Annotated in this window: 18 protein-coding genes and 1 tRNA gene; 10 read left to right on the top strand and 9 right to left on the bottom strand. The window is 38.5% G+C overall.

The window, feature by feature from the left end:
* Positions 1-53: 53 nt before the first annotated feature.
* Both GWI68_RS05210 and GWI68_RS05205 read left to right on the top strand, forming a co-directional pair.
* Complete coding sequence (locus tag GWI68_RS05210; RefSeq protein ID WP_166539596.1) at positions 54-1,583, top strand: methyl-accepting chemotaxis protein; 1,530 nt, start codon at positions 54-56, stop codon at positions 1,581-1,583.
* A 206-nt stretch (positions 1,584-1,789) separates the two neighbouring features.
* A complete protein-coding gene (locus GWI68_RS05205) occupies positions 1,790-2,698 on the top strand; it encodes a LysR family transcriptional regulator (RefSeq protein WP_109409134.1) in 909 nt (302 codons plus the stop codon).
* A 62-nt stretch (positions 2,699-2,760) separates the two neighbouring features.
* On the opposite strand, the gene GWI68_RS05200 is transcribed toward GWI68_RS05205, so the two are convergent.
* Positions 2,761-5,046, bottom strand: a complete 2,286-nt coding sequence (locus GWI68_RS05200; protein WP_166539595.1) for an FdhF/YdeP family oxidoreductase — start codon at positions 5,044-5,046, stop codon at positions 2,761-2,763.
* 664 nt (positions 5,047-5,710) lie between these two features.
* On the opposite strand from GWI68_RS05200, the gene GWI68_RS05195 reads away from it, so the two are divergent.
* The 3 genes from GWI68_RS05195 to GWI68_RS05185 are packed head-to-tail and all read left to right on the top strand — an operon-like array spanning position 5,711 to position 8,227.
* Complete coding sequence (locus GWI68_RS05195) at positions 5,711-7,063, top strand: cytochrome ubiquinol oxidase subunit I (RefSeq protein WP_166539594.1); 1,353 nt, start codon at positions 5,711-5,713, stop codon at positions 7,061-7,063.
* Complete coding sequence (cydB, locus tag GWI68_RS05190) at positions 7,063-8,070, top strand: cytochrome d ubiquinol oxidase subunit II (protein ID WP_166539593.1); 1,008 nt, start codon at positions 7,063-7,065, stop codon at positions 8,068-8,070. The genes GWI68_RS05195 and cydB overlap by 1 nt, the downstream gene beginning before the upstream one ends.
* Positions 8,054-8,227, top strand: coding sequence for a DUF2474 domain-containing protein (locus tag GWI68_RS05185; RefSeq protein WP_109409130.1), 174 nt, complete (start codon positions 8,054-8,056; stop codon positions 8,225-8,227). Before cydB ends, GWI68_RS05185 begins: the two co-directional genes overlap by 17 nt.
* A gap of 73 nt (positions 8,228-8,300) precedes the next feature.
* Here the strand turns inward: GWI68_RS05185 and GWI68_RS05180 are convergent, their stop codons facing one another.
* The 5 genes from GWI68_RS05180 to rpsU form a co-directional block, all read right to left on the bottom strand.
* Complete coding sequence (locus GWI68_RS05180) at positions 8,301-9,218, bottom strand: bestrophin family ion channel (protein ID WP_166539592.1); 918 nt, start codon at positions 9,216-9,218, stop codon at positions 8,301-8,303.
* Positions 9,219-9,761: 543 nt separating this feature from the next.
* A tRNA-Ile gene (locus GWI68_RS05175) sits at positions 9,762-9,838 on the bottom strand.
* Positions 9,839-10,170: 332 nt separating this feature from the next.
* Complete coding sequence (gene rpoD, locus GWI68_RS05170; protein WP_166539625.1) at positions 10,171-12,024, bottom strand: RNA polymerase sigma factor RpoD; 1,854 nt, start codon at positions 12,022-12,024, stop codon at positions 10,171-10,173.
* Positions 12,025-12,210: 186 nt separating this feature from the next.
* Positions 12,211-13,959 carry a DNA primase gene (gene dnaG, locus GWI68_RS05165; protein ID WP_166539624.1) on the bottom strand — a complete coding sequence of 583 codons (1,749 nt, stop codon included), beginning with the start codon at positions 13,957-13,959 and terminating at the stop codon, positions 12,211-12,213.
* A 112-nt stretch (positions 13,960-14,071) separates the two neighbouring features.
* Entirely contained in the window at positions 14,072-14,287 is a 216-nt protein-coding gene (rpsU, locus tag GWI68_RS05160) for a 30S ribosomal protein S21 (RefSeq protein WP_001144069.1), read from the bottom strand.
* A 342-nt stretch (positions 14,288-14,629) separates the two neighbouring features.
* Between rpsU and tsaD the strand changes: the two genes are divergently transcribed.
* Positions 14,630-15,652, top strand: coding sequence for a tRNA (adenosine(37)-N6)-threonylcarbamoyltransferase complex transferase subunit TsaD (tsaD, locus tag GWI68_RS05155; RefSeq protein WP_166539591.1), 1,023 nt, complete (start codon positions 14,630-14,632; stop codon positions 15,650-15,652).
* Between the two features lie 70 nt (positions 15,653-15,722).
* Here the strand turns inward: tsaD and plsY are convergent, their stop codons facing one another.
* Positions 15,723-16,379 carry a glycerol-3-phosphate 1-O-acyltransferase PlsY gene (gene plsY / locus GWI68_RS05150; protein ID WP_072070074.1) on the bottom strand — a complete coding sequence of 219 codons (657 nt, stop codon included), beginning with the start codon at positions 16,377-16,379 and terminating at the stop codon, positions 15,723-15,725.
* Between the two features lie 104 nt (positions 16,380-16,483).
* Between plsY and folB the strand changes: the two genes are divergently transcribed.
* On the top strand, positions 16,484-16,834 hold the full coding sequence (gene folB / locus GWI68_RS05145) for a bifunctional dihydroneopterin aldolase/7,8-dihydroneopterin epimerase (protein ID WP_109409125.1): 351 nt from the start codon (positions 16,484-16,486) through the stop codon (positions 16,832-16,834).
* Here the strand turns inward: folB and GWI68_RS05140 are convergent, their stop codons facing one another.
* Together GWI68_RS05140 and GWI68_RS05135 are read right to left on the bottom strand one after the other, a co-directional pair.
* A complete protein-coding gene (locus GWI68_RS05140) occupies positions 16,835-18,073 on the bottom strand; it encodes a multifunctional CCA addition/repair protein (protein ID WP_166539590.1) in 1,239 nt (412 codons plus the stop codon).
* A 27-nt stretch (positions 18,074-18,100) separates the two neighbouring features.
* Positions 18,101-18,721, bottom strand: coding sequence for a TIGR04211 family SH3 domain-containing protein (locus GWI68_RS05135; RefSeq protein ID WP_166539589.1), 621 nt, complete (start codon positions 18,719-18,721; stop codon positions 18,101-18,103).
* A gap of 219 nt (positions 18,722-18,940) precedes the next feature.
* Here GWI68_RS05135 and GWI68_RS05130 point away from each other — a divergent pair, with 219 nt between their 5' ends.
* The 3 genes from GWI68_RS05130 (at position 18,941) to hldE (ending at position 24,251) form a co-directional block, all read left to right on the top strand.
* On the top strand, positions 18,941-19,864 hold the full coding sequence (locus tag GWI68_RS05130; protein WP_166539588.1) for a CYTH domain-containing protein: 924 nt from the start codon (positions 18,941-18,943) through the stop codon (positions 19,862-19,864).
* 26 nt (positions 19,865-19,890) lie between these two features.
* A complete protein-coding gene (gene glnE, locus GWI68_RS05125) occupies positions 19,891-22,731 on the top strand; it encodes a bifunctional [glutamate--ammonia ligase]-adenylyl-L-tyrosine phosphorylase/[glutamate--ammonia-ligase] adenylyltransferase (protein ID WP_166539587.1) in 2,841 nt (946 codons plus the stop codon).
* A gap of 95 nt (positions 22,732-22,826) precedes the next feature.
* Positions 22,827-24,251 (top strand): bifunctional D-glycero-beta-D-manno-heptose-7-phosphate kinase/D-glycero-beta-D-manno-heptose 1-phosphate adenylyltransferase HldE, encoded by a 1,425-nt coding sequence (gene hldE / locus GWI68_RS05120; protein ID WP_166539586.1) that lies wholly within the window; start codon positions 22,827-22,829, stop codon positions 24,249-24,251.
* The last annotated feature ends 56 nt before the right edge of the window (positions 24,252-24,307 follow it).

Below are 24,307 nucleotides of genomic sequence, written 5' to 3'. Positions count from 1 at the left end.
GTGCCGATAAATGAATGCATTTGTATCATTTTATTATCGGGGAAGATTATTTCATGAGTATTGAAAGATCAGCAAAAGTAGGTTCCATCATACTGTTAACTATTTTCTTATTATCATCAGTATTGTCGTCATTTTTTATTTATCGCATGCAAGAAAACTTTGCATCATTAGATTCTTTGAATACAAGATTAAATAACGTTCAGGAAGCAAGGTACGAATTAGCCACTATTCGTTCTCATGTTAATTATCTGATGTTGTTAAAAACCATGACAGATGAAAACAAACAAGAAACGATTAAATCCATTGTTGCTGAAGCAAAAGAGTTAGCAACAAAATCAAAAGCGACTATTACACATTGGGTTGAAGTAAAGAAGATCAGCCCTGATGCACAACGCAATTCAGAGCAACTTTCTGTACTATTCTATTATCTTCTCGATGAACTTATTGCGCCTATAGATACACTAGATTATACAGAATCAAACCTTTCCAGTGATTTTAATCGCTTATCAGATCTCTTTGATGAATATCTCATAATAACTAAAGGTGTGAATGACGATATTAAATCGGAACAAGCTTGGATGGTGCAGTTATCAATTTACACAACCCTCATTGCTTTGGGGATCATTCTTGTTCTTCTTTATATTGTTATCCGTTGGGTAAATAAAACGTTTATCTTTAATTTGAATACTCTATCAGACATTTTGCAGAAAGTGGGAGAAGGGGATTTAAGTTTTACTTTACCTAAAAAACGAAATGATGAATTTGGAACTTTGTTTTCTAATGTTGGTGATATGCAAGTTGAGTTAACATCGACTATTCAACTTGTTAAAGAAGAAGCGTTAGAGATCAAAAAGGGCTCGGCAGAGATTGCTTCTGGTAATCAAGATCTTTCTTCTCGTACTGAGGAGCAAGCAAGCGCCCTACAACAAACAGCTGCGAGTATGGAAGAGATAAAAATTGCCGTTGTTAATAATACTGATAATGCGATTTTAGCAAACTCTATTACAGCAGAAACTCGTGATTTAGCAATTGATGGTTCTAATATCATGAATGATGCAATTAATTCGATGAAAAAGATCGAAGTAGGCACATTAAAAGTTGCTGAAATCAATGATGTAGTTAATAACATTGCAAGCCAAACTAATATTCTGGCATTAAACGCAGCGGTTGAAGCAGCGCGTGCCGGTGAACAAGGCCGTGGATTTACTGTTGTTGCAACTGAAGTGAGAAATTTAGCCGCAAGAAGTGCGGATGCTGCGCGTGAAATTAACCAAATTATCAGAGAATCCGTTGCCGATGTGGCTCATGGCCGTGAGTTAGTGAATAAAACGGGTGAGCATATGCAGGACATTGTTTCTTCTATTACTAAAGTCAGCGATATCATGCAAGGTATTAGTATCGCATCAGAAGAACAAAAAGTAGGTATTGAACAGATCGCAGTCGCCATTAACCAAATGGATTCTGTTGTTCAGCAAAATGCGGCTTTAGTTGAACAAGGTGCGACTTCTACGATGATTTTAGATGAGAAAGCACAAAATTTAACAGATAAAGTGTCAGTCTTTAAAATTAAAGAACAATATTAATCCGTTAAGTTAGTCAGTTAATATTGTATTTAAAACAAGCTCACTCTGAGAGTAAAATGAGAGTGAGCTTTTTTATTTAGTTAGGATTTCCCATTTTTATCTTCTATCTTTACTTATAGATAAAAAAGCTGGAAGGTAAATAAAACTGCGCGTACTGTTTATCTTATAGTATAAGAACGGCTATTTTTTCTATTCACCTGCTTATCATGAGGTCATCGCATATCGACATAAAACAATTATTTTATTTAATCGCATTAGATAAAACTCAACATTTTGGCCAAGCTGCTGAAATGTGCCATGTCACACAACCTACTTTATCCATGCGATTACGTAATTTAGAAAAAGAGCTAGATGTTGTGCTTATTAAGCGGAGTTCTCGTTTTGAAGGATTTACAGAAGAAGGCGAGAAAATCCTAAAGTGGGCGAAAACAATGGAGTCTGCTTATAATGGATTACAGGCAGAAGCGGCTAATTTTCGACAACAGTTATTAGGACAATTGCGTATAGGCATTGTGCCATTAACTAATTTAAACCCAATGAAAATGTTGCAGAAAATCTCATCCGTTTTTCCTGAAATTCGCTTTCAGGTTATGTCGAGTGATAGTGAAAAGATAGTCGATTGTCTTAATAATAATAGCCTTGATATTGGTATTTGCTATTTAGAAAAAGCGAATACTCAGCAACATGAAATTTATGCTTTAAAGCAAACAGAATTGGGGCTTTTATTTCATCGTAATCATTTTATGCCTTCGGCAAAAACGATTTCATGGAATGAAGCAGTTAAATTGCCATTGGCACTGCTTAATAAAGAAAATCATTTTAGACAATCCGTTGATCTGGCATTTCAGCGCTATAATTTGCATCCGAAAGTATTAGTTGAAAGTAGTTCTACACTTCATCTTATGCAATCAGTCGATGCAGGATTTTGTGCCTCAATTGTTCCTCTTTCAAAAGGAATTGAAAAATTGAACCCAAATCTTGATGTTGTTCCTATTGCTGATGCCACAATAAATTCTCCTCTTGGTATTATTATTCGGCGCGAAGAGCCTCGTTCGATACTGATTGAGAAATGCTTTACTGAAATGTGTACATATTTAGTTGATATGAGTTTGTAGATAAAAAGAGAAGCTGAGACTAAATATAGACTCAGCTTTTTATTTTTTAGTTGGATGAAACCTTAGGCAACTTGTGCTTTTTGGGCGTGAATTCTAACAGGTGTCGCTTTATATGAAGGTGTTCCACTTTCTTTATCAACATAGTCCAGTGGAATAAGGACATTAGCTTCTGGGTAATAAGCAGCAACAGTACCCGGTGCAATACTAAATGAAACAACAGTAATATCATTAAGCTGTAGCTTTCTATTTTGACTTACTGTTTCAATAGTCACTTTGTCGCCTTGTTTTAAACCTCTTGCGATTAAATCAACCTCGCTCATAAAGAGCACATCACGCCTACCGAAAATACCACGATAGCGGTCGTCTAATGCATAAATGGTTGTATTGTATTGGTCATGACTACGTATTGTGACGAGACGTAAAATATCATCTCCAGCGACTGGTTCATTTTCGTTAACACCCTCAAAAACAGAAAACATCGCTTTACCCGTTGGTGTATCCCAAATTCTTTCAACCGCAGGCAGTGGCATACGAAATCCACCTGGTACACGAATACGTTGATTATAGTTTTCGAAACCCGGAATGGTTTTTTCAATCATGTCACGAATGAGATCATAACTTTCCGTAAATCTCATCCAAGGTGTTTTGCTTTCAGATAACGTTGTTGCCGCCATTTCGGCAACAATAGATGGCTCTGATTTTAATAATGGAGACGCTGGCGTTAATTTACCTGAAGAGGCATGTACCATCAACATAGAGTCTTCAACGGTGATTGATTGGCGGCCTAATGCTTGTATATCTGATTCAGTACGGCCTAAGCAAGGCAAAATAAACGTATTTTTAGCAGTTAATAAATGAGAGCGATTTAATTTAGTTCCAATATGAACACTGAGGTCCAGTTTTCGCATTGCTGAAAAAGACAGTTCGGGATCAGGCAATGCCACAGCAAAATTACCTCCTAAGCAAATTAATGCTTTTGCTTTACCTTCAACCATAGCTTGCATGGCATTAACAGCATCATGACCATGTTTATAAGGTGGTTTGAAACCGAAGATTTGTTCTATTTTTTGCAGAAATTCTGTAGAGGGTTTTTCAGTAATACCGACGGTTCGATTGCCTTGAACATTAGAATGCCCTCGTAATGGACATATTCCAGCCCCCAGTTTTCCAATATTACCTTTCATTAATAATAAATCGGCAATTAAGCGAACGTTAGCGGTTCCTTTATTATGCTGGGTAATACCCATACCATAAGTAATAATGGTGGCAGGGGAATTCGCGTAAAGTGATGCGATACTTTCAAGAGAATCTTGTGAAAGCCCACTTTCATTTTCAATATCTTGCCAAGTTGTTTGGTTTAAATCGTCAATAACGGCTTCAAATCCTTGAGTATGTTCTGCGATAAAATCATGATCAAGAATATCGCCACGCTCTAAATCCCAAGCTAATAGCGTTTTCATAATGCCTTTTAAAGCCGCAGCATCACCCCCCGCCTTAACCTGATAGTAAGATGATGCAATATTGGTTGAGCTATAAGTTGCCATCTCAATTATGCTTTGAGGATCGGTAAAGCGTTCTAATGCACGTTCTTTTAATGGGTTTAAGACGACAATGGGGACACCTCGACGAGCCACTTCATGTAATGTTCCCATCATTCTAGGGTGATTGGTTCCGGGATTATGACCGATAGCAATAATTAATTGTGTACTATCGAAATCATCTAAAGAAACAGTCCCTTTACCAATACCAATTGATTGTGGTAACCCTACGCTAGTAGGTTCATGGCACATATTTGAACAATCTGGAAAATTATTTGTGCCATATTCTCTAGCAAAAAGCTGGAATAAATAAGCGGCTTCATTTGAAGCTCTTCCCGAAGTGTAAAATTCCACACTATCTGGTGAAGGAATATCTCTTAATAATTGACCTATACGATCAAAAGCCTGTTCCCATGATACAGGAACTAGAGTGTCAGTTATTGGATCATAAGAAAGAGGGTGAGTTAAACGGCCATAACCTTCAAGTTCAAAATCTGATTTTTTTAGTAATTCAGTCACTGTGTTTTGTGCTAAAAATTCTGGTGTGACTCTTTTTTTCGTCGCTTCCCAAGTCACGGCTTTGGCACCATTCTCACAAAATTGAAAAGTAGAGTGATGCTCTTTATCTGGCCATGCACAACCTGGGCAATCAAATCCATCAGGTTGATTGGTATTAAGTAGTGTTTTAGGTGCAATTAAAGCATCCATTTGAGTACGTACTGCAATAGCTGTTGCTTTTAATGCTCCCCATCCTCCGGCTGGGCCGTTATAGGGTTTTACTCCAGGAATAAGCGATTTATTTTTACTCATATAGATATTCCTAAAAAACAAATAATAATATTTATTTATGAAAATAAATGGGCAGGTGAATATAAAAACAATATGCTTATATAATTAAATATATAATGCTATTTGAACGCAATAATATATTTATACTTGTTAAAATTAAAATCTAGTAAATGGAGGATAATAAGATAATATAAACATACAAATTTTTTGTTATTTAAAAAGTTAAAACAATGTGACTTGGTTGTCAACGCCCTAAATACTCTCTATAGCCCTTTATACGGATATATCGAGTGGCGATAGAGCATATCTATCACTCAATAAAATCAATTTATTTGACTAGCTGTTACGTGATGGTTAACAATATTAACACGATAAAGAATGAAAATATTTTACTTCATTTACTTTTATTACTAGTTAAAAAATCAACCTAATAGGTATTTTTATCGATATATATAAAGCTATGTATCGATTTGTCTGTGTTGTTTTTTTATTCACTTACAATAGGGAGAGATAATCTTAATAATAAATTTAAATATGAATTAAATACTTTGTTGTTAATATTAAAGCAATAAAAGTAATGAGATTAATAATAAGAAGATAATAGTGATTTATTTGAGAAAAACATAAATAGGAAAATAGAAATGAATAAATTTATGATAAATAGATTTATACGAAGAGGGACATTATGTTTGGGTTAGACGCTTTTCATTTAGCAAGAATACAATTTGCTTTCACGGTCTCTTTTCATATTATTTTTCCTGCTATTACGATAGGACTTGCGAGTTTTTTAGCGCTATTAGAAGGCTTATGGTTAAAAACTAAGGAGCCAAGTTATTTTACGTTATACCAATTTTGGATAAAAATTTTCGCAGTGAATTTCGGAATGGGTGTAGTTTCTGGGTTAGTCATGGCATACCAATTTGGTACAAACTGGAGTGGTTTCTCGCAATTTGCAGGTAGTATTACAGGCCCAATGTTGACTTATGAAGTGCTCACTGCATTTTTTTTAGAAGCTGGGTTTCTTGGTATTATGCTATTCGGATGGAATAAAGTTGGGCGGAAGCTTCATTTTTTTGCTACTTGTATGGTGGCATTAGGAACTCTTATTTCAACGTTTTGGATCTTATCTTCAAACAGCTGGATGCAAACACCACAAGGTTATGAAATAGAAAATGGTATTGTTGTGCCTGTTGATTGGTTACAAATCATTTTTAATCCCTCATTTCCTTATCGCCTATTACATATGTCAATCGGGGCATTTTTAGCCAGTGCTTTATTTATTGCTGCATGTGCGTCATGGCTTTTATTAAAAGGGAAAGATACAGCTGCAGTACGCAAAATGTTATCTATGGCATTATGGTTAGTGTTGATTATTGCACCAATACAGGCTTTTGTAGGTGATGCACATGGTTTAAATACACTAGAACACCAACCCGCAAAAATAGCGGCTATTGAAGGGCATTGGGATAATTCATCACAAGAAGCGACACCACTTATTTTATTTGGTCTTCCAGATATGGATGAAGAAAAAACAAAGTATGCAATAGAGATCCCGTATTTAGGTAGCCTTATTCTTACTCATAGTCTTGAGAAACAAATTCCTGCACTTAATACATTTGCACCAGAAGATAGACCTAATTCCACCATTATATTTTGGTCATTTAGAATAATGGCAGGCCTTGGTATGTTGATGATTTTCCTTGGCCTATTAAGTGTCATTTTACGCAAGCAAAAAAAACTCTATAACTCTCCATTTTTTTTACGATTTACATTATTAATGGGGCCTACGGAATTGATTGCTATCCTTGCCGGTTGGTTTACGACAGAAATTGGTCGCCAGCCTTGGGTGGTTTACGGCGTGCAACGGACTAAAGATGCCGTTTCAGCGCATGGGGATTTGCAAATGAGTTTGAGCTTATTAGCTTTTATTTTGGTTTATTGTTCAGTATTTGGTATTGGTTATTTTTATATGATGCATTTAATGAAAAAGGGCCCTGTTGAATTGCATTCAGTACCATTAATCGAAGGTGAAAAATAATGAATGTTGATTTTTCGATTATTTGGTTCGCTATCATCATATTTGCCACGCTGATGTATATTATCGCGGATGGATTTGATCTGGGTATTGGTATTATTTTGCCGTTTACGAAAGATAAAATACAAAGAGACACGATGATAAATAGTGTGGCACCAGTATGGGATGGCAATGAAACATGGCTTGTTTTAGGTGGTGCTGCGTTATATGGCGCATTTCCTCTGGCTTATGCTGTGATTATTGAGGCACTGACTATTCCATTAACATTAATGTTAATCGGTCTTATATTTCGTGGTGTGGCTTTTGAGTTTCGTGTTAATGCGTTACCTAAACATCGTCTGTTTTGGGATTCAGCTTTTATTGGTGGCTCCTTTTTAGCAACTTTCTGCCAAGGTATTACGGTTGGTGCAGTAATTAACGGTTTTGAAGTAATTGGGCGTAGCTTTAGTGGCTCTGCACTAGATTGGTTAGCGCCATTTCCTCTCTTTTGTGGTTTTGCCTTGCTAATTACTTATGCACTTTTAGGAAGTTCATGGCTAATAATGAAAACAGAGCATCAACTGCATCGTAAAATGTGTTCTATTACTGTTTATTTAGCGATTACATTATTGGTTGCGATTGCAATAGTCAGTCTATGGACACCTCTAGTACATGAAGATATTGCACAGCGCTGGTTTAGCTTACCTAATTTATTCTTTTTATTACCAGCACCTTTATTCGTATTAGCGTGTACATGGGGCATAGTGCGTAGTGCTTATAACTATGGGCATTATTTGCCATTTTTATTATCACTTTTATTGGTCTTTATCGGTTTTGCTGGATTGGGTGTGAGTATTTTCCCTTATATTATTCCACCAACAATTTCTATTTGGGATGCGGCATCACCCGTTTTAAGTCAGAAATTTATGTTGGTTGGTGCTGTGATTATTATTCCTGTTATTCTTATGTATACCAGTTGGAGCTATTATGTTTTTCGTGGAAAGGTAAACCCAAATGAAAGCTATCATTAGTCATTTTTTAACGATAAAACCCGTTCAAAAAAAAACATATTGGTACCAACAAATAGGATGGATGATAATTATTTGGAGTTTAAGTGTATTAAGCTTAGCTATTATCGCTTCTTTATTTAAATTATTAATGTACAGTGCCGGAATGAGAACACATTAGCTTTTAGATGGTCATTAACAATAAAAAACAGTGTAATTTTTTGCACTGTTTTTTATATTTTTATTATTTTCAATTACAATAAATTATAATGTTTATCTGGTCTTACAGTTATCGGTAATGGGCTAATATCTTGCATTTCTAATAAGTTTCTTTCAATCGTATTACAAATAGCATTTAGGGGTAAGTCATTTGCAGATATACCAAAAGGATCTTCTAATTCCTCAGCTAGTGAATCCCAAGACAAAAAGGTATAAGAGATAAACACGGATACAAATGGTGTCATGTAGTGGAGATCGGCTACTAAAGCAAAAGGCAATAATGCACAGAATAGATAAACAGTACGCTGTAATATCAAGGTATAAGCAAAGGGAACCGGGGTATTTGAGATACGCTCACAACCGCCTAAAACGTCAGATAAATTATTAATATCTTTATTAATTGATTGAAAGATAACATCACTTATCATTTTATTATCTCTCAATTCGCCTATTTTTAAACCAATATGTAATAAGATACGATTGGTAGGATAAGGACTATTCATTATTTCATCAAATAAAGGCCGAGGTAATAAACGGTAGAGATCAACCATTGGATTAGTTTTTCTTAACTCGTGTTTTAAACTCCAACTAAAAGCAATTAATAGATTAGAAAAGTCTCGGTTGAATTGTTTATCTTCAGGTAATAAAGCCTTTATATTTCTTAATATATTACGATGGGTAATTAACATATTACCCCATAAGGTTCTTGCTTCAACCAACCGGCTATAGCTTGCATTGTTTCTGAAACCAAGAAATATCGCAATGGCGATACCCAACAAACTAAAAGGCGCAACAGTTAAGTGTATACCTAATTGTTCATACCATTGATAAATTAAAATAGCGATAATTGACATAATAATATTAAGGCATAAGCGAAATATTATTTTTGCAAGCACTGAGCCATGCCAATCAAATAACCGAAAAAACCAGTGTTGATTAGGACGTATAACCATAATAATAATATAAAACGAGGTTTGAATTTGTTGGAATATTATCTCAATAAAAGAAGTAATAAGCTAATTAATTCTCTTGAAAAATAAAGGGGTAAAAATCTGATTCATATCTGCATGTATGAATCAGAAAGATAAGTTTATAAATATTAAATATAACTATTGTTAATATAATAATATATGCATAGTTGATCTAATATATGCACCAAAGTAATGGAAGCGATTTAAATATACATGGGTAAGTTATTTTTAAAAATTTTTATCATATTGTAATGGTAAGATAATATTTACAATGTGAATGTGTTTTGGAAAACTTTATCTGGTGAAAATAAATAGAAATATAATATGTTGTTTTTTCTGAGGAGCAACGAGTTATTAATATTCTATTAATGAAAATGTAAAACTTGAGGTGTAGAAAAAGAGAGCCGATAAAAAATGAACCTAGTTAAAGATATCTGATGGGGCAAAAATAGGGCAACGATTTGTAAAAATAAAAAAGCCACTTGCTAAGAAGTGGCTTAATGCGCTGATTTAACAGCTAAAATTTGGTGGCCCCTACTGGACTTGAACCAGTGACCAAGCGATTATGAGTCGCCTGCTCTAACCAACTGAGCTAAGGGGCCTAATGGAGTGAGATTATACGTGCCATTTGGCACTAGGTCTAGCCTTTGAATGACTGTATGCGCAATTTATGCTCAATATAAACAATAAAAAGATAAAATAGAGAATAACTGTGATATCAATAACCTAGTGTAAGAATTGAGAGATAAGCATAGGCAGATGCGTAATATTATAAATAAAGAGGCTATTTTTTATAAATGTACATTGTAGAGAATGGTTGTTGAGAGGCTCTGAACAATAACCATTAAACGAGAGATAGGATCGTGATTAACCGATAAAAAAACGCCTGTGAATATCACAGGCGTTTGTTATAGCATAAATGAGTGTAAGCTAATTACTCGTCAAGGAAGCTACGTAATACTTCAGAACGGCTTGGGTGGCGTAATTTACGCAGTGCCTTCGCTTCAATCTGACGAATACGTTCACGGGTAACATCAAACTGTTTACCCACTTCTTCTAAGGTATGGTCTGTATTCATATCAATACCAAAACGCATACGCAGGACTTTAGCTTCACGTAATGTTAAACCAGCTAACACTTCGTGAGTTGCTGAACGTAAGCTTTCTGATGTTGCAGAATCCAGTGGTAATTCGAGAGTAGTATCCTCGATAAAATCACCTAAATGTGAATCTTCATCGTCACCGATTGGGGTTTCCATGGAGATTGGTTCTTTAGCGATTTTCAGTACCTTACGGATTTTATCTTCAGGCATCAGCATGCGTTCTGCAAGCTCTTCTGGTGAAGGCTCACGTCCCATCTCTTGCAACATTTGGCGAGAGATACGGTTTAGCTTATTAATCGTTTCAATCATGTGAACAGGGATACGAATTGTACGTGCCTGATCAGCGATTGAACGAGTAATTGCTTGGCGGATCCACCATGTTGCGTAAGTTGAGAATTTATAACCACGACGGTATTCAAATTTATCAACCGCTTTCATCAGACCGATATTCCCTTCTTGGATCAAGTCAAGGAACTGTAAGCCACGGTTGGTATATTTTTTTGCGATAGAGATAACTAAACGTAAGTTCGCTTCAACCATCTCTTTTTTCGCACGACGAGCTTTTGCTTCACCGATAGACATACGACGGTTAATATCTTTAACCTGTTCGATTGTCAGACCAGTTTCAACTTCAATTTGCTGCAGTTTTTGTAAGCTGCGTTGTACTTCTTCTTCAATACCTGCCAGTTTTTCAGACCAAGGTTTATTCATTGCACGAGCAGCAGTGAACCATGTGTCATTGGTTTCGTTACCTGTAAACAGCGTAATGAAGTTTTTCTTAGGCATTTTAACTTGATCAACACAAAGACGCATGATGTGACGTTCTTGAGTACGAACTCTGTCCATCATCTCACGCATGTTGTTAACCAGATAATCAAACTGTTTCGGTACTAAACGGAACTGTTTGAAAATTTCAGATAACAATAAGATCTCAAGTTCTGTATCTTTGTGATTACGACCTTTGGCCTTGATAGTCTGGCGAGTTTTCTCGTATTGTTCACGAAGCTCAGTAAATTTTTGGCGAGCTAATTCAGGATCGATGCTGTTATCATCATCGCTATCGCTGTCATTATCGCCATCTTCATCTTCGTCTTCATCTTCGTCTTCAGCATCGTCAACTTCATCATCACTTTTGCCTAAATTGACCACTTCACTCTCTGCCACTTCTTCGGCATTTGGGTCAATAAACGCAGTAATTAAGTCAGAAAGACGTGCTTCACCAGCTTCAACACGATCGTATTGTTCAAGAAGATAAGTAATTGCTTCTGGATATTCAGCAACAGAGCATTGAACTTGGTTAATACCATCTTCAATACGTTTTGCGATATCAATTTCACCTTCCCGGGTAAGCAATTCAACCGTACCCATTTCGCGCATATACATACGCACAGGATCGGTTGTACGGCCAATCTCAGATTCTACACTAGAAAGTACCTGAGCCGCGGCTTCTGCCGCATCATCATCAGTGTCATTTGAATTTTCTGCCAGCATCAGATCATCGGCGTCAGGTGCTTCTTCCATAACCTGAATGCCCATGTCGTTAATCATCTGGATGATGTCTTCGATTTGATCTGAATCGACGATATCTTCCGGCAGATGGTCATTGACCTCAGCATAGGTCAGGTAGCCTTGCTCCTTACCTTTAGTAACAAGTAGCTTCAGCTGTGACTGCGGGTTTTGCTCCATAAGACGGTATCCACACTTCAAAGTAATTTGGGTTGGTGTCGGTCGGCGATAACTGTTCAGCCAACAATAACTACGGAGGGGCATTTTCATTGTCGATTGCTACGGTCCCCTCAGCGTAGCAAATGTAGGTTTTTAGTACCTACCGATAGCGGCAATTAAGCCGTGTTTTTAATCTTAATTCTGTATTTACTTTTTAACGCGTGCCTGTATTATCAATTGGACTTCTTCGCGTTCATCTTGCGTTAGGCCTTCTGTTCTCTCTTTTGCAATAAGGGCGTTTAAACGTTCGTCCATTGCGGTTAGAAAAAGATGATCTAACGTGTCGGTAAAGGTTTTTTCTGCAATCTCATCTATATCTATATCGTTCCACATTGCCAATTTTTCAAGCTGTTTACCGAATTTATTCTCTCTGTAGAGTTCGATAATCTGTCCTGTATTAAGGCCAGGTTGTGCTTGGCAAACGGAAACAAGTTCACTAAAGAGTGACAAACCTGCAATTTTTTCTGTATTTAACCCCTCAAGAGGGGGTACTAATTTAGAGAATTCTGGGTTTTGTATCAATAAGGCAATTAATATACGCATTGGCGTTGGACGTAATATCGTTGGTTGATACGATAATTCGTGGCTCGCCGCTGTTCTACCAAATAAACGATCCATTTGCTCAATATCGGGATTTCCCGTTAAGCTTCCAAGCTCTCTTAATAAATATAGACGTAAAGTTTCACTTGGGATCTTATCTATTAATGGTCGAGCTAAACTGTATAACTTACCATTGCCTTCTTGAGTACTCAGATCCACCTGAGGAACGAGCGAATCAAATAGAAATTCTGATAATGAATGTGATTGTTCCATACGTTTTTCAAAGGCTTCTTTACCTTCACGACGTACCAATGAATCAGGGTCATCGCCTTCAGGTAAAAACATAAAACGTAAAGAACGGCCATCATTTAAAAAAGGAAGTGCAGTTTCTAGTGCTCGCCAAGCGGCATCTCGTCCTGCTCTATCTCCATCATAGCAGCAAATAATGTTATCCGTTGTTCTAAAGAGCAACTGAATATGTTCTGCTGTCGTGGAGGTTCCTAATGAGGCAACGGCATAATCAATACCAAACTGCGCTAATGCCACAACATCCATATAACCTTCAACAACTAATAGCTTTGTAACGTTATTATTAGATTGTTGTGCTTCATAAAGACCGTAAAGTTGACGTCCTTTATGGAATATCTCTGTTTCTGGTGAGTTCAAATATTTAGGTAAATCATCACCTAAAACACGTCCACCAAAGGCAATAACACGGCCACGTCTATCTCGGATAGGAAACATGACGCGTTGACGAAAACGATCATAAGTACGGCCATTATCGTTTGTTATTACCATGCCTGCTTCAAGAAGTAGGGCTTTATTATCGGCATTTTGACCAAACCGCTTTAGGATATTATCCCAACCAGTAGGAACAAACCCAATAGAAAAACGACTAATAATATCTTCACTAAGACCACGATGCGCAAGGTAATTTCTGGCTTCCTGAGCATCTGACTTATTGAGAGCACTACTATAATATTGGTTCAACTTCTCCATCACTTGATAGAGATTTTGTCTTATATGTCGTTCAATTGGGCTACTGCCAGTTCCTGATTCATAAGGAACTTCTAACCCATGCATTGCTGCTAACTCTTCAATGGTTTCGACAAAATCGAGTCTGTCGTAGTTCATTAAAAAATCAATAGCATTGCCATGCGCGCCGCAACCAAAACAGTGATAAAACTGTTTGTCGCTATTTACTGTGAATGAGGGCGTTTTTTCGTTATGAAACGGACAACACGCTGAATGATTTTTGCCTTGTTTTTTTAACGGCACACGAGCGTCGATAAGATCGATGATATCGGTTCGAGCTAGTAAATCATTAATAAATGAACGTGGAATTCGTCCAGCCATAAGCCCTTTTACGCCTGTTGTTGAACGAGAATAAGCCGCGCTCTCATAAGAAAGCACGGCCTTTAACTGCGACTACAGTGTCTGCATATGTTGCGGTATAAGCCGCAAAATATTAGTACAGACGAGTACGACGTGCGTTTTCGCGAGCTAATTTTTTAGCGTGACGTTTTACTGCTGATGCTTTAGCGCGTTTACGTTCAGTCGTTGGTTTTTCATAAAACTCACGACGACGAACTTCTGCTAATACGCCTGCTTTTTCACAAGAGCGTTTGAAACGACGAAGAGCAACGTCAAATGGCTCGTTTTCACGTACTTTGATTACCGGCATGTGCCTCTCACCTCAATAGAAATCGGTTTGCGCTGGCATTATTTAAGCCAGCCGACATTTAAAATGGTGCGGAATTTTACTTCAAAGCAGGGCACTTTGTAAAGAGATGCACAAAATTGAAACGCAAACTCCCACTTTTGTGTCTTTTTAGTGAGTACACAAAAAGCGAAAGTTGCTAACCACACATTTAAATCACTTAAAATAGGTGAATAATTATAGACCAGAAAAAGGAATTTGTCACATGCTGGTATGTAAAAGATGTTGCGAAGGCGTATAAAATCACCGAAATAATGGTACAATTGATTTATTACGCGAGTCTGCGAAGAAGAATTTGGAAGCGTTATGCGAGTTTTAGGTATTGAAACATCTTGTGATGAAACCGGTATTGCAATTTATGATGATAAAGCCGGTTTATTAGCGAATCAACTTTATAGTCAAATTAAACTGCACGCTGATTATGGTGGTGTGGTGCCTGAGCTTGCTTCACGGGATCATATCCGTAAAACAGTGCCTCTTATCCAAGCCGCACTAAAAGAAGCAAATTTAACGGCAAAAGATATTGATGCTGTTGCTTACACTGCAGGCCCAGGCCTTGTTGGTGCATTATTGGTGGGAGCGACTATCGGACGCTCACTCGCTTTTGCGTGGGATGTTCCTGCTATTCCAGTTCATCATATGGAAGGCCATTTATTAGCACCAATGCTTGAAGAAAAAACGCCTGAATTTCCTTTTGTTGCCCTACTGGTTTCAGGTGGTCATACACAATTAATTAGTGTGACAGGAATTGGTGAATACTCCTTATTAGGTGAATCTATTGATGATGCTGCGGGTGAAGCCTTTGATAAAACGGCTAAGTTACTGGGGTTAGATTACCCGGGGGGACCTGTATTATCAAAAATGGCGCAACAAGGTACAGAAGGGCGATTTGTTTTCCCTCGCCCAATGACAGACCGGCCAGGGCTTGATTTTAGTTTTTCAGGCTTGAAAACCTTTGCAGCTAATACTATTCGTCAAAATGATGATTCAGACCAAACTCGCGCAGATATCGCTCGTGCTTTTGAGGATGCTGTTGTTGATACTTTGGCGATAAAATGTCGTAGAGCTTTAGAACAGACGGGCTTTAAACGTTTAGTGATGGCCGGTGGCGTGAGTGCAAATCGTACATTACGAGCCAAAATGGAAGCGGTTATGAAACAATTAGGTGGTGAGGTTTTCTATGCTCGCCCCGAATTATGTACCGATAATGGCGCGATGATCGCATTAGCAGGTATGATCCGTTTTAAAGGTGGTACAGAAGGCCCATTAAGTGTGACTGTAAGACCACGCTGGCCATTGGCAGAATTGCCTGCACTGGAAAATAAATAACGTATCAGTAAAAGAAAAGCCACTGTTGAAGTGGCTTTTTTGTGTCATTTATCTTTAAAACTGAGTGAAATTAGTCTTCTTTTTCTTGCTCTTTCGCTTCTTGAATAATTTCTTTTTCTGTTTTTTCAGTTTTCTTCTTTAACTTATGCCAGATCCGGCTCTCTTGACCTCGCCATAAACGTTGAATATTGTCATGATGACGGTAAAGTACCAGACATGATAGTAAAGCAACAGGATAAGTGAATTCTGGCTTAAACCACCATACATAAAAAGGGGCTAGCAATGCGCTGATGATGGCGCCAAGTGATGAATAGCCACTGAGTAATACGGTGAGTAACCAAGTTCCAGCAATAAGACCACTTAAATCCCAACCAATAGCGGCGATAGCACCAAAGGCTGTTGCAACCCCTTTTCCGCCCTTAAAGTGGAAGAAAACCGGGTAGATATGCCCAAGGCAAGCCGCAATGGCAACAATGCCAAGGTAAAAAGGAGGCACATTTAAGTAATAGGCGAGCCAAACAGGGATCATCCCTTTTAGGACGTCACAGATAAGAACTGCCGCAGCGGCCGCTTTTCCACCAATACGTAGGACGTTGGTCGCTCCGGGATTGCCAGAGCCGGATTTTCTTGGATCAGGTAATCTTGCCAATCGGCAAATCAATATCGCGCTGGAGATTGAGCCGCACAAGTAGGCGAAGATGATCATTCCAAGTGCGTTAGCACTCATTTGTATTCTCCAATGTTTATGTAAGTTCGTTAGGCATGTATGGATAATACGCATATTTCATCGGAAGTGGTATCCGATGAGCAGAAAAAATAAGAGATGACGTGATGGATATCGTATTTATTGAGCAATTATCAGTAATAACCACAATCGGTGTTTATGATTGGGAAAAAAACATAAAACAAAAATTAGTGTTCGATATCGAAATGGAATGGGATAACAAACGCGCATCCCAAACCGATGATGTTGCTGATTGTTTAGACTATGCAAGTGTAAGTAGTGCAATTATTGATTATGTTGAGACGCGACGTTTTGAGCTGGTTGAACGTGTCGCAGAAGAAGTGGCACAGCTTTTGATAACGCAATTTGCTGTACCTAGAGTAAAAATAAAATTAGCTAAACCAGGCGCGGTAGCACAAGCGACGAGTGTGGGTGTGATTATTGAGCGTAAAGCTTAATTATTCGTTATCCTGATTAAGTCGCGATTTCCATTTTATAATCGCGACTTCTCGTTGTTTTGTTAATGCTTCTCGTATTGCGCTGCCCTTTAATCCGCTTTCAATGATTGGCTTTATATCCACATTATTTGCTATAGCAAAAGCTTGGCAAAGAAAAGAACGTTGTGGATAAGCTAGGTTTTCTAACCCTAGACGTCCTCTAGCATCCGCTTCACTGACCATCGCTAATTGTTCAACACGTTCAGGTTTTCGCCATGCATCAATGGCATCAAATAAGCGGATAATTTTAGAAGGGCGCATTCTATCAATACGATGGATATGATCGTGAAATCTTGCCGTTAAGCGAGCTAAATCACGAATGTGATTTGGAATACGATATCGTTGACACAATGCTTCAACTAAAGGTATGCCAGCAGGGCCATGCCCATGATGATGAGGCCATTTTTCAGGTGGAGTTGTTCCTTTTCCTAGATCATGACATAAGGCACTAAAACGCACAGCAATATCATCTGTTAATTGACTGGCGATATTAAGCACCATCATGGTGTGAACGCCTGTATCAATTTCAGGATGCCATTTTTCAGGGGCTGGTACGCCAAATAAGGCATCAATTTCGGGAAAAAGAACCTTTAAAGCACCGCACTGGCGTAAAACTTCAAAGTAAACCTGAGGAGCATGGCTCTCAAGGGCTTTTTCAGTCTCTTTCCAAACACGTTCTGCCGTTAGTGCGTTTAGTTCGCCACTTTGCGCCATTACTTTCATTAACTGTAGTGTTTCTGGTGCTACGCTAAAACCTAAAGGCGCAAATCGAGCCGCAAATCGTGCAACACGTAAAACTCTTAAGGGATCTTCTGAAAATGCGTCAGAGACATGGCGAAGTAATCTTGCATTGATGTCATCTATGCCGTGGTAAGGATCGATATATTCGCTATTAGCAGAATAAGCAATAGCGTTTATGGTGAGATCTCGACGGGCTAAATCATCTTCTAAGGTAACATCCTGTGCGGCGTAGCAGGTAAATCCCGTGTAGCCAGAACCCGATTTTCTTTCCGTACGCGCAAGGGCATATTCTTCATGTGTATCAGGATGAAGAAAAACGGGAAAATCTTTGCCAACTTGTTGATAGCCTTGTTGTAACAGTTCATCGGGTGTTGCGCCAACAACAACCCAATCTCTGTCTTTTACAGGTATCTGTAATAATTGGTCACGCACAGCGCCACCAACAAGGTATATTTTCACGGGATCATGATTCCTTTTGGCTGAATATTAGTTCATCCAACGATCGTTGCGTTTACGGCGACGAGGAATGATATGCGGAAGGATCAGACCAAAAATAAGACCCGCACCAGCAACACCACCACCATACATAAACCACTGTAAGATGATGTCACGTTGTCGATCATCTAACTGTTGATTAGCAAAATCGAGTTTTTTCTCAGCAACCGCGAGTTTTGTTCTCATCTGCTCATTTTCTTTTTTCAAACCGTTGATTATGTCATCGCTGTTTGAGACTTTATTTTGCATATCTATAGTACGTTGATTCCAGCTTTGGTCGATATTCGCTAGTTTATCGCGTAGTGTTTGGATCTCTTTTTCCATAGCAGGAATACGAGTACGCATACTTGGTTGGGCGCTTAGTTGGTTTTCTGGCAACCAGACAGTACGATCTTTATCATCTTTAATTTGTACATAACCTGTTGCCGCATTGCGAGAAAGTACGGTCACTGTTGAACCTGAATTTAAAGAGCCAACAATTCGGTACTGATTTCCTGGTCCACTATGCACATAAGTGGATAATTCATCGGAAACATAGCGAGTTTCTGCGTGTGAGCTCAGAGAAACACCTAAGCTAAGTAAGGAAATAAAAAGTAAGGGTAATTTTCGCATTATGTTTTCAACTTTTTTATCTATACAAGAGAATATTTTTACTGATACTAAAGAGTAAAGTTTGCGTAAGCAAATAGTAAACCAGAATGAGAACAGTCTTAACTGGTAGAATATAGGGGTAATCTGCCTTTTATTCATTATTGTTATTAGGCTATCACTTGCTAAATGAAAATGCGTCAAATATTTTACTAATCAATTGATTTACTTAAGGGAAATAGAATGAGCCAATTAGAAACCGAACTCAAAATGAGTGCCATACCTGCCGCTATTCCTCATATTATTCAGCGCATTCTGACTCTACCACATCAGCACTCTGCACCCAAAAAGCTGACTAATCTTTACTTTGAGACGACAGATAATCAAATTCGTCGTTGGGATATGGGGCTGCGTATTCGTGGTGTTGATGACAGTTATGAAATGACAATTAAAACAGCCGGCAAAGTTGTTGCAGGTTTGCATCAACGTCCAGAATATAATGTTGAGTTAACACAACCTAAATTAGATTTAGCTCGCTTTCCCGCAGAAATCTGGCCAGAAAAAACGGATCTAGCTTTATTAGAATCCCAGCTTAATGTGTTATTTCATACGGATTTTTATCGTGAAGTCTGGCTTGTTGAGTATCAAGATAGTCAAATAGAAGTGGTTTTAGATCAAGGCGCTATTCGTACTGAGCAATATGAATTACCGATTGAAGAGTTTGAGCTAGAACTTAAAAAAGGTAAGGTGTCAGACGTTATTGCATTAGCGACGTATTTAGGTGAAAAAGGTGGATTACGTCTTGCCTCTCGCAGTAAAGCAGCTCGAGGTTATTATCTGGCAAAAGATAAACCTGCGTTATCGTTGAGTGTCGTGAATCTGTCTCCTAGTGATACAACGGCACAACAACTTACAAAATGGTTAAGTGCAATACAGGCATTAGAAGAAGCTATTTTTGCTAATCCAACACCTCCGACAATTACTATGCCAGCAATGTTGGCGTTATTTTCAGATTGGTGCAAAAAACAATCTGATCTGCCTGAATTTATGCAACAGTCACTCAATGCAATTTCACCGTTAACATTTACAACCGCAACCGACTATTATCACGTTTTATGGCTGAACTTTAAGTTATCTTCTACGTCGTGGTTACTGTCTATTGCTTAATTTCCTGACAACGTGAGAGTCTATTTATGTCTGTTATCAGTGTACTTCAATCATTGTGGGATAAAGCACAGTGTGGTTTTTCTTCTCAACTTAATGCGCTGGCACCTTTTAGTGAACAAGAACAACAATTTCTTGCATTTAGTCCCTTTGCCACCGAGCATTTTCGAGTTAATCCTCAATGGTTGACTGATATCAGGCAGAATCCACCCACAGGTATCGAATGGCAGAGTTATGAAACTCAACTAACAGCAATGTTAGCCAATGTTAATAATGAAGATGATGTTATGCGGATCTTACGTCAATTTCGCCATCAACAATTAGTGCGCATTGCATGGTTACAATTTTTCCAATTAGGCGATATCCCTTGTGCGCTAAAACATTTAAGTGTACTGGCTGAAACCCTAATTTGTGTCGCAAGAGACACGCTTTATCAGCAATGTTGCCAACAATGGGGAACACCTTGTGATAGTGAAGGTAAACCTCAACCATTTCTGATCTTAGGTATGGGGAAATTAGGTGGATTTGAACTTAATTTTTCTTCTGATATCGACTTAATTTTTGCTTATCCTGAAAATGGATTTACCCAAGGTGGACGTCGAGAGCTTGATAATGCTCAGTTTTTTACACGATTAGGCCAAAAGCTGATTAAAGTACTGGATCAACACACTATTGATGGCTTCGTCTATCGTGTTGATATGCGATTGCGTCCATTTGGCGAAAGTGGGCCTTTGGTAATGAGTTTTGCAGCGCTTGAAGATTATTACCAAGAGCAAGGGCGAGACTGGGAGCGCTATGCAATGATCAAAGCGCGCGTATTAGGGGCAGAAAAGAAAGCGTATTGCCAAGTTTTACGTCAAATGCTACGTCCTTTTGTTTATCGCCGCTATATTGATTTCAGTGTTATTCAATCGCTACGAAATATGAAATCCATGATAAGTCGTGAAGTACGTCGCCGTGGCATGATTGATAACATAAAACTCGGTGCAGGTGGCATTCGTGAAATTGAATTTATTACACAAGTTTTTCAGTTAATTCGCGGTGGCAGAGAGCCTGATCTACAGAGTAACTCACTATTAACAGTATTAAAGGCGATCACAACGCTTGAATTATTAACAGAAAAAGAAACAGCACAATTAGCTGAAAGCTATCTCTTTCTTCGTCGATTAGAAAACTTATTACAATCCATTGGTGATCAGCAGACGCAAACCTTACCAGATAATGAAGAGGATAAAGCGCGGCTCACTTTTGCAATGGGATATGATAATTGGGAAACGCTTTATCAAGAAATTAGCCACAAAATGCAGGCTGTTTCTGTTATTTTCACGCAATTGATTGGTGAAGAAGATGAAAATGATGAAGAAGAGGATATCTCTGAGTTTAAACGTCTCTGGTTACTTGGGCGTTTGCCTGAAACGTCGTCATTACTTCATCAATCACTTACGGTTGAGTCACTGAATGCGATTAATCAGACGTTACAGATATTTCGCCAAGATATTGGTAAGCGAACGATAGGGCCGAGAGGGCGAGATGTTCTTGATACATTAATGCCAAAATTACTGGCTAAGATTTGCCAACAACCTCAAACGTTAGTTACGTTACAACGAGTTACCCCGTTACTATTAAGTATTGTGAGTCGTACAACCTATTTAGAGTTGATGCAAGAGTCTGATGAAGTTCTCACTCATGTTATACGATTATGTGCAGCATCTCCGATGATAGCAGAACAGTTGGCACTTCATCCTTTACTGTTAGATGAATTACTTGATCCTAATTCACTCTATCAGCCACTACCTTTAGATGCGTATCGTGATGAATTACGTCAATATTTATTACGTGTACCAGAAGAAGATGAAGAACAACGACTAGAAGCACTGCGCCAATTTAAACAAGCTCAACTGTTGCGCATTGCTGCGGAAGACATCACGGGTGTATTACCCGTGATGAAAGTTAGCGATCACTTAACATATCTAGCGGAAGCCATCATTCATGCTGTTGTTCATCAAGCTTGGTCATATATGGTGAAGCGTTATGGTGAGCCTGAACATTTAGCCAATCGTGATGGGCTAGGTTTTTCGGTGATTGGGTACGGCAAATTAGGGGGATGGGAATTAGGCTATAGCTCAGATTTAGACTTGGTATTTTTATTAGACTGTCCAATGAATATCGTGACAACTGGAGCAAAACAGATTGATGCTCGTCAGTTTTATTTGCGCCTAGCTCAACGCATTATCCATTTATTTAGTACACGAACCTCCTCTGGCGTCTTGTATGAAGTTGATGCGCGTTTACGCCCTTCAGGTGAATCCGGTATGTTGGTTAGTACTATTCAAGCATTTGATGAATATCAGAAAAATGAGGCTTGGACTTGGGAACATCAAGCGCTAATTCGTGCCAGAATGATTTACGGTGATGATGAATTACAACAGATGTTTTCACGTATTCGTCATGAAACGCTATGCCTTTCTCGTGATGCTAATGTATTACAACATGAAGTGCGCGAAATGCGCCAAAAAATGGTGCAACATCTTGCACCAACACAAGCAGACAAGTTTGATTTAAAAACCTCATCAGGCGGTATTACCGATATTGAATTTATCGCTCAATATTTGGTATTGCGTTTTTCTCATCAATATCCTGCATTAACACGTTGGTCTGATAATGTGCGTATTTTTGAGTTAATGGCAAAATATCAAGTGATGGATGAAGAAGAAGCTCAGGCTTTGACACATGCTTATGTCACATTACGTAATGAATTACACCATCTTGCGCTACAAGCGTTACCTGCGATTGTCGATAACAATTGTTTTATTGTAGAGCGAGAACACGTATTAAAAAGCAAGCAAAAGTGGCTTGGTGAGCAAGAATAAGGGTTTGTTAGCGGGAACGCTTATGAGTGTCTCTTTTTGCTTAACAAGTTATGGTATTATTTCGGCTTATTTTGAAAATAAATGTGGAGTATGGGATGAAAGTAACGCTGCCGGATTTTAATAAGGCCAATGTACTGGTTGTCGGTGACGTCATGTTAGACCGCTATTGGTATGGCCCCACAAGCCGTATTTCACCAGAAGCCCCAGTGCCAGTGGTCAAAGTAGATACCACAGAAGAGCGCCCCGGTGGTGCGGCAAACGTGGCAATGAATATTGCTTCACTTGGTGCTAATTCACGTTTAGTGGGTTTAACGGGTATTGATGAAGCCGCCAAAGCATTGAGTAATACATTAAATCAGGTCAATGTACGCTGTGATTTTGTCTCTGTTGCGACACATCCAACCATTACAAAATTACGAGTGCTTTCACGTAATCAACAATTAATCCGTCTTGATTTTGAAGAAGGGTTTAGCAATGTTGACCCTCAACCTATCTATGAACGAATTCAACAAGCCTTGCCTTCTATTGGCGCACTGATTTTATCAGATTACGCGAAAGGCGCACTTTCTCATGTTCAAGAAATGATCCAACTTGCAAAGAAAGCGGGTGTTCCAGTATTAATCGATCCTAAAGGGTGTGATTTTGAGCGTTATCGTGGCGCAACGTTATTAACGCCAAATATGTCAGAATTTGAACAAGTTGTCGGCGTTTGTAAAAACGATGATGAGCTAGTGGAAAAAGGTACTCAATTAGTTCGAGATTTAGAGCTTGATGCTTTACTGATCACACGTTCTGAACGTGGAATGAGCCTTATTCGAGCGAATGAAGCGCCATTACACTTACCAACACAAGCCCAAGAAGTTTATGATGTTACTGGTGCGGGCGACACTGTAATAGGTGTATTAGCAACCTCTTTAGCTGCAGGTAAACCTTTAAGTGAAGCCTGTTTCCTTGCAAATGCTGCTGCGGGTGTTGTGGTGGGTAAATTAGGAACATCGACAGTATCACCTATTGAACTGGAAAATGCCATTCGTGGTCGTGCCGACAACGGTTTTGGTATAATGGAAGAAGAACAATTAAAACAGGCAGTTGAATTAGCACGTCAGCGCGGTGAGCGCATTGTGATGACTAATGGATGTTTTGATATTCTTCACGCAGGCCATGTCAGTTATTTAGCAAATGCACGTAAATTAGGTGACCGCCTTATTGTTGCTGTAAATAGTGATGCATCGACTAAGCGATTAAAAGGTGAAACACGTCCTGTTAACCCATTAGAGCAGCGTATGACAGTGCTTGGAGCCTTAGGTGCAGTAGACTGGGTTGTTGCGTTTGAGGAAGATACACCACAGCGCTTAATTGCTTCTGTCTTACCAGATATTTTAGTCAAAGGTGGGGATTATAAACCTGAAGATATCGCGGGTAGTAAAGAAGTTTGGGCTGCAGGCGGTGAAGTAAAAGTGCTGAATTTTGAAGATGGCATTTCTACAACGAATATTATTAATGCGATTAAAAAGAAATAATGGCATAAATTAACGACGAAAAGCACTCTTTGGAGTGCTTTTTTTATAATAAAGGA

It is taken from the genome of Proteus sp. G2669 (assembly GCF_009915245.1).
In the GTDB taxonomy this organism is placed as follows: Bacteria; Pseudomonadota; Gammaproteobacteria; order Enterobacterales; family Enterobacteriaceae; genus Proteus.
The sequence above is the reverse complement of the archived record's forward strand: the minus strand, read 5'-3'. Positions and strand labels throughout refer to the sequence as shown.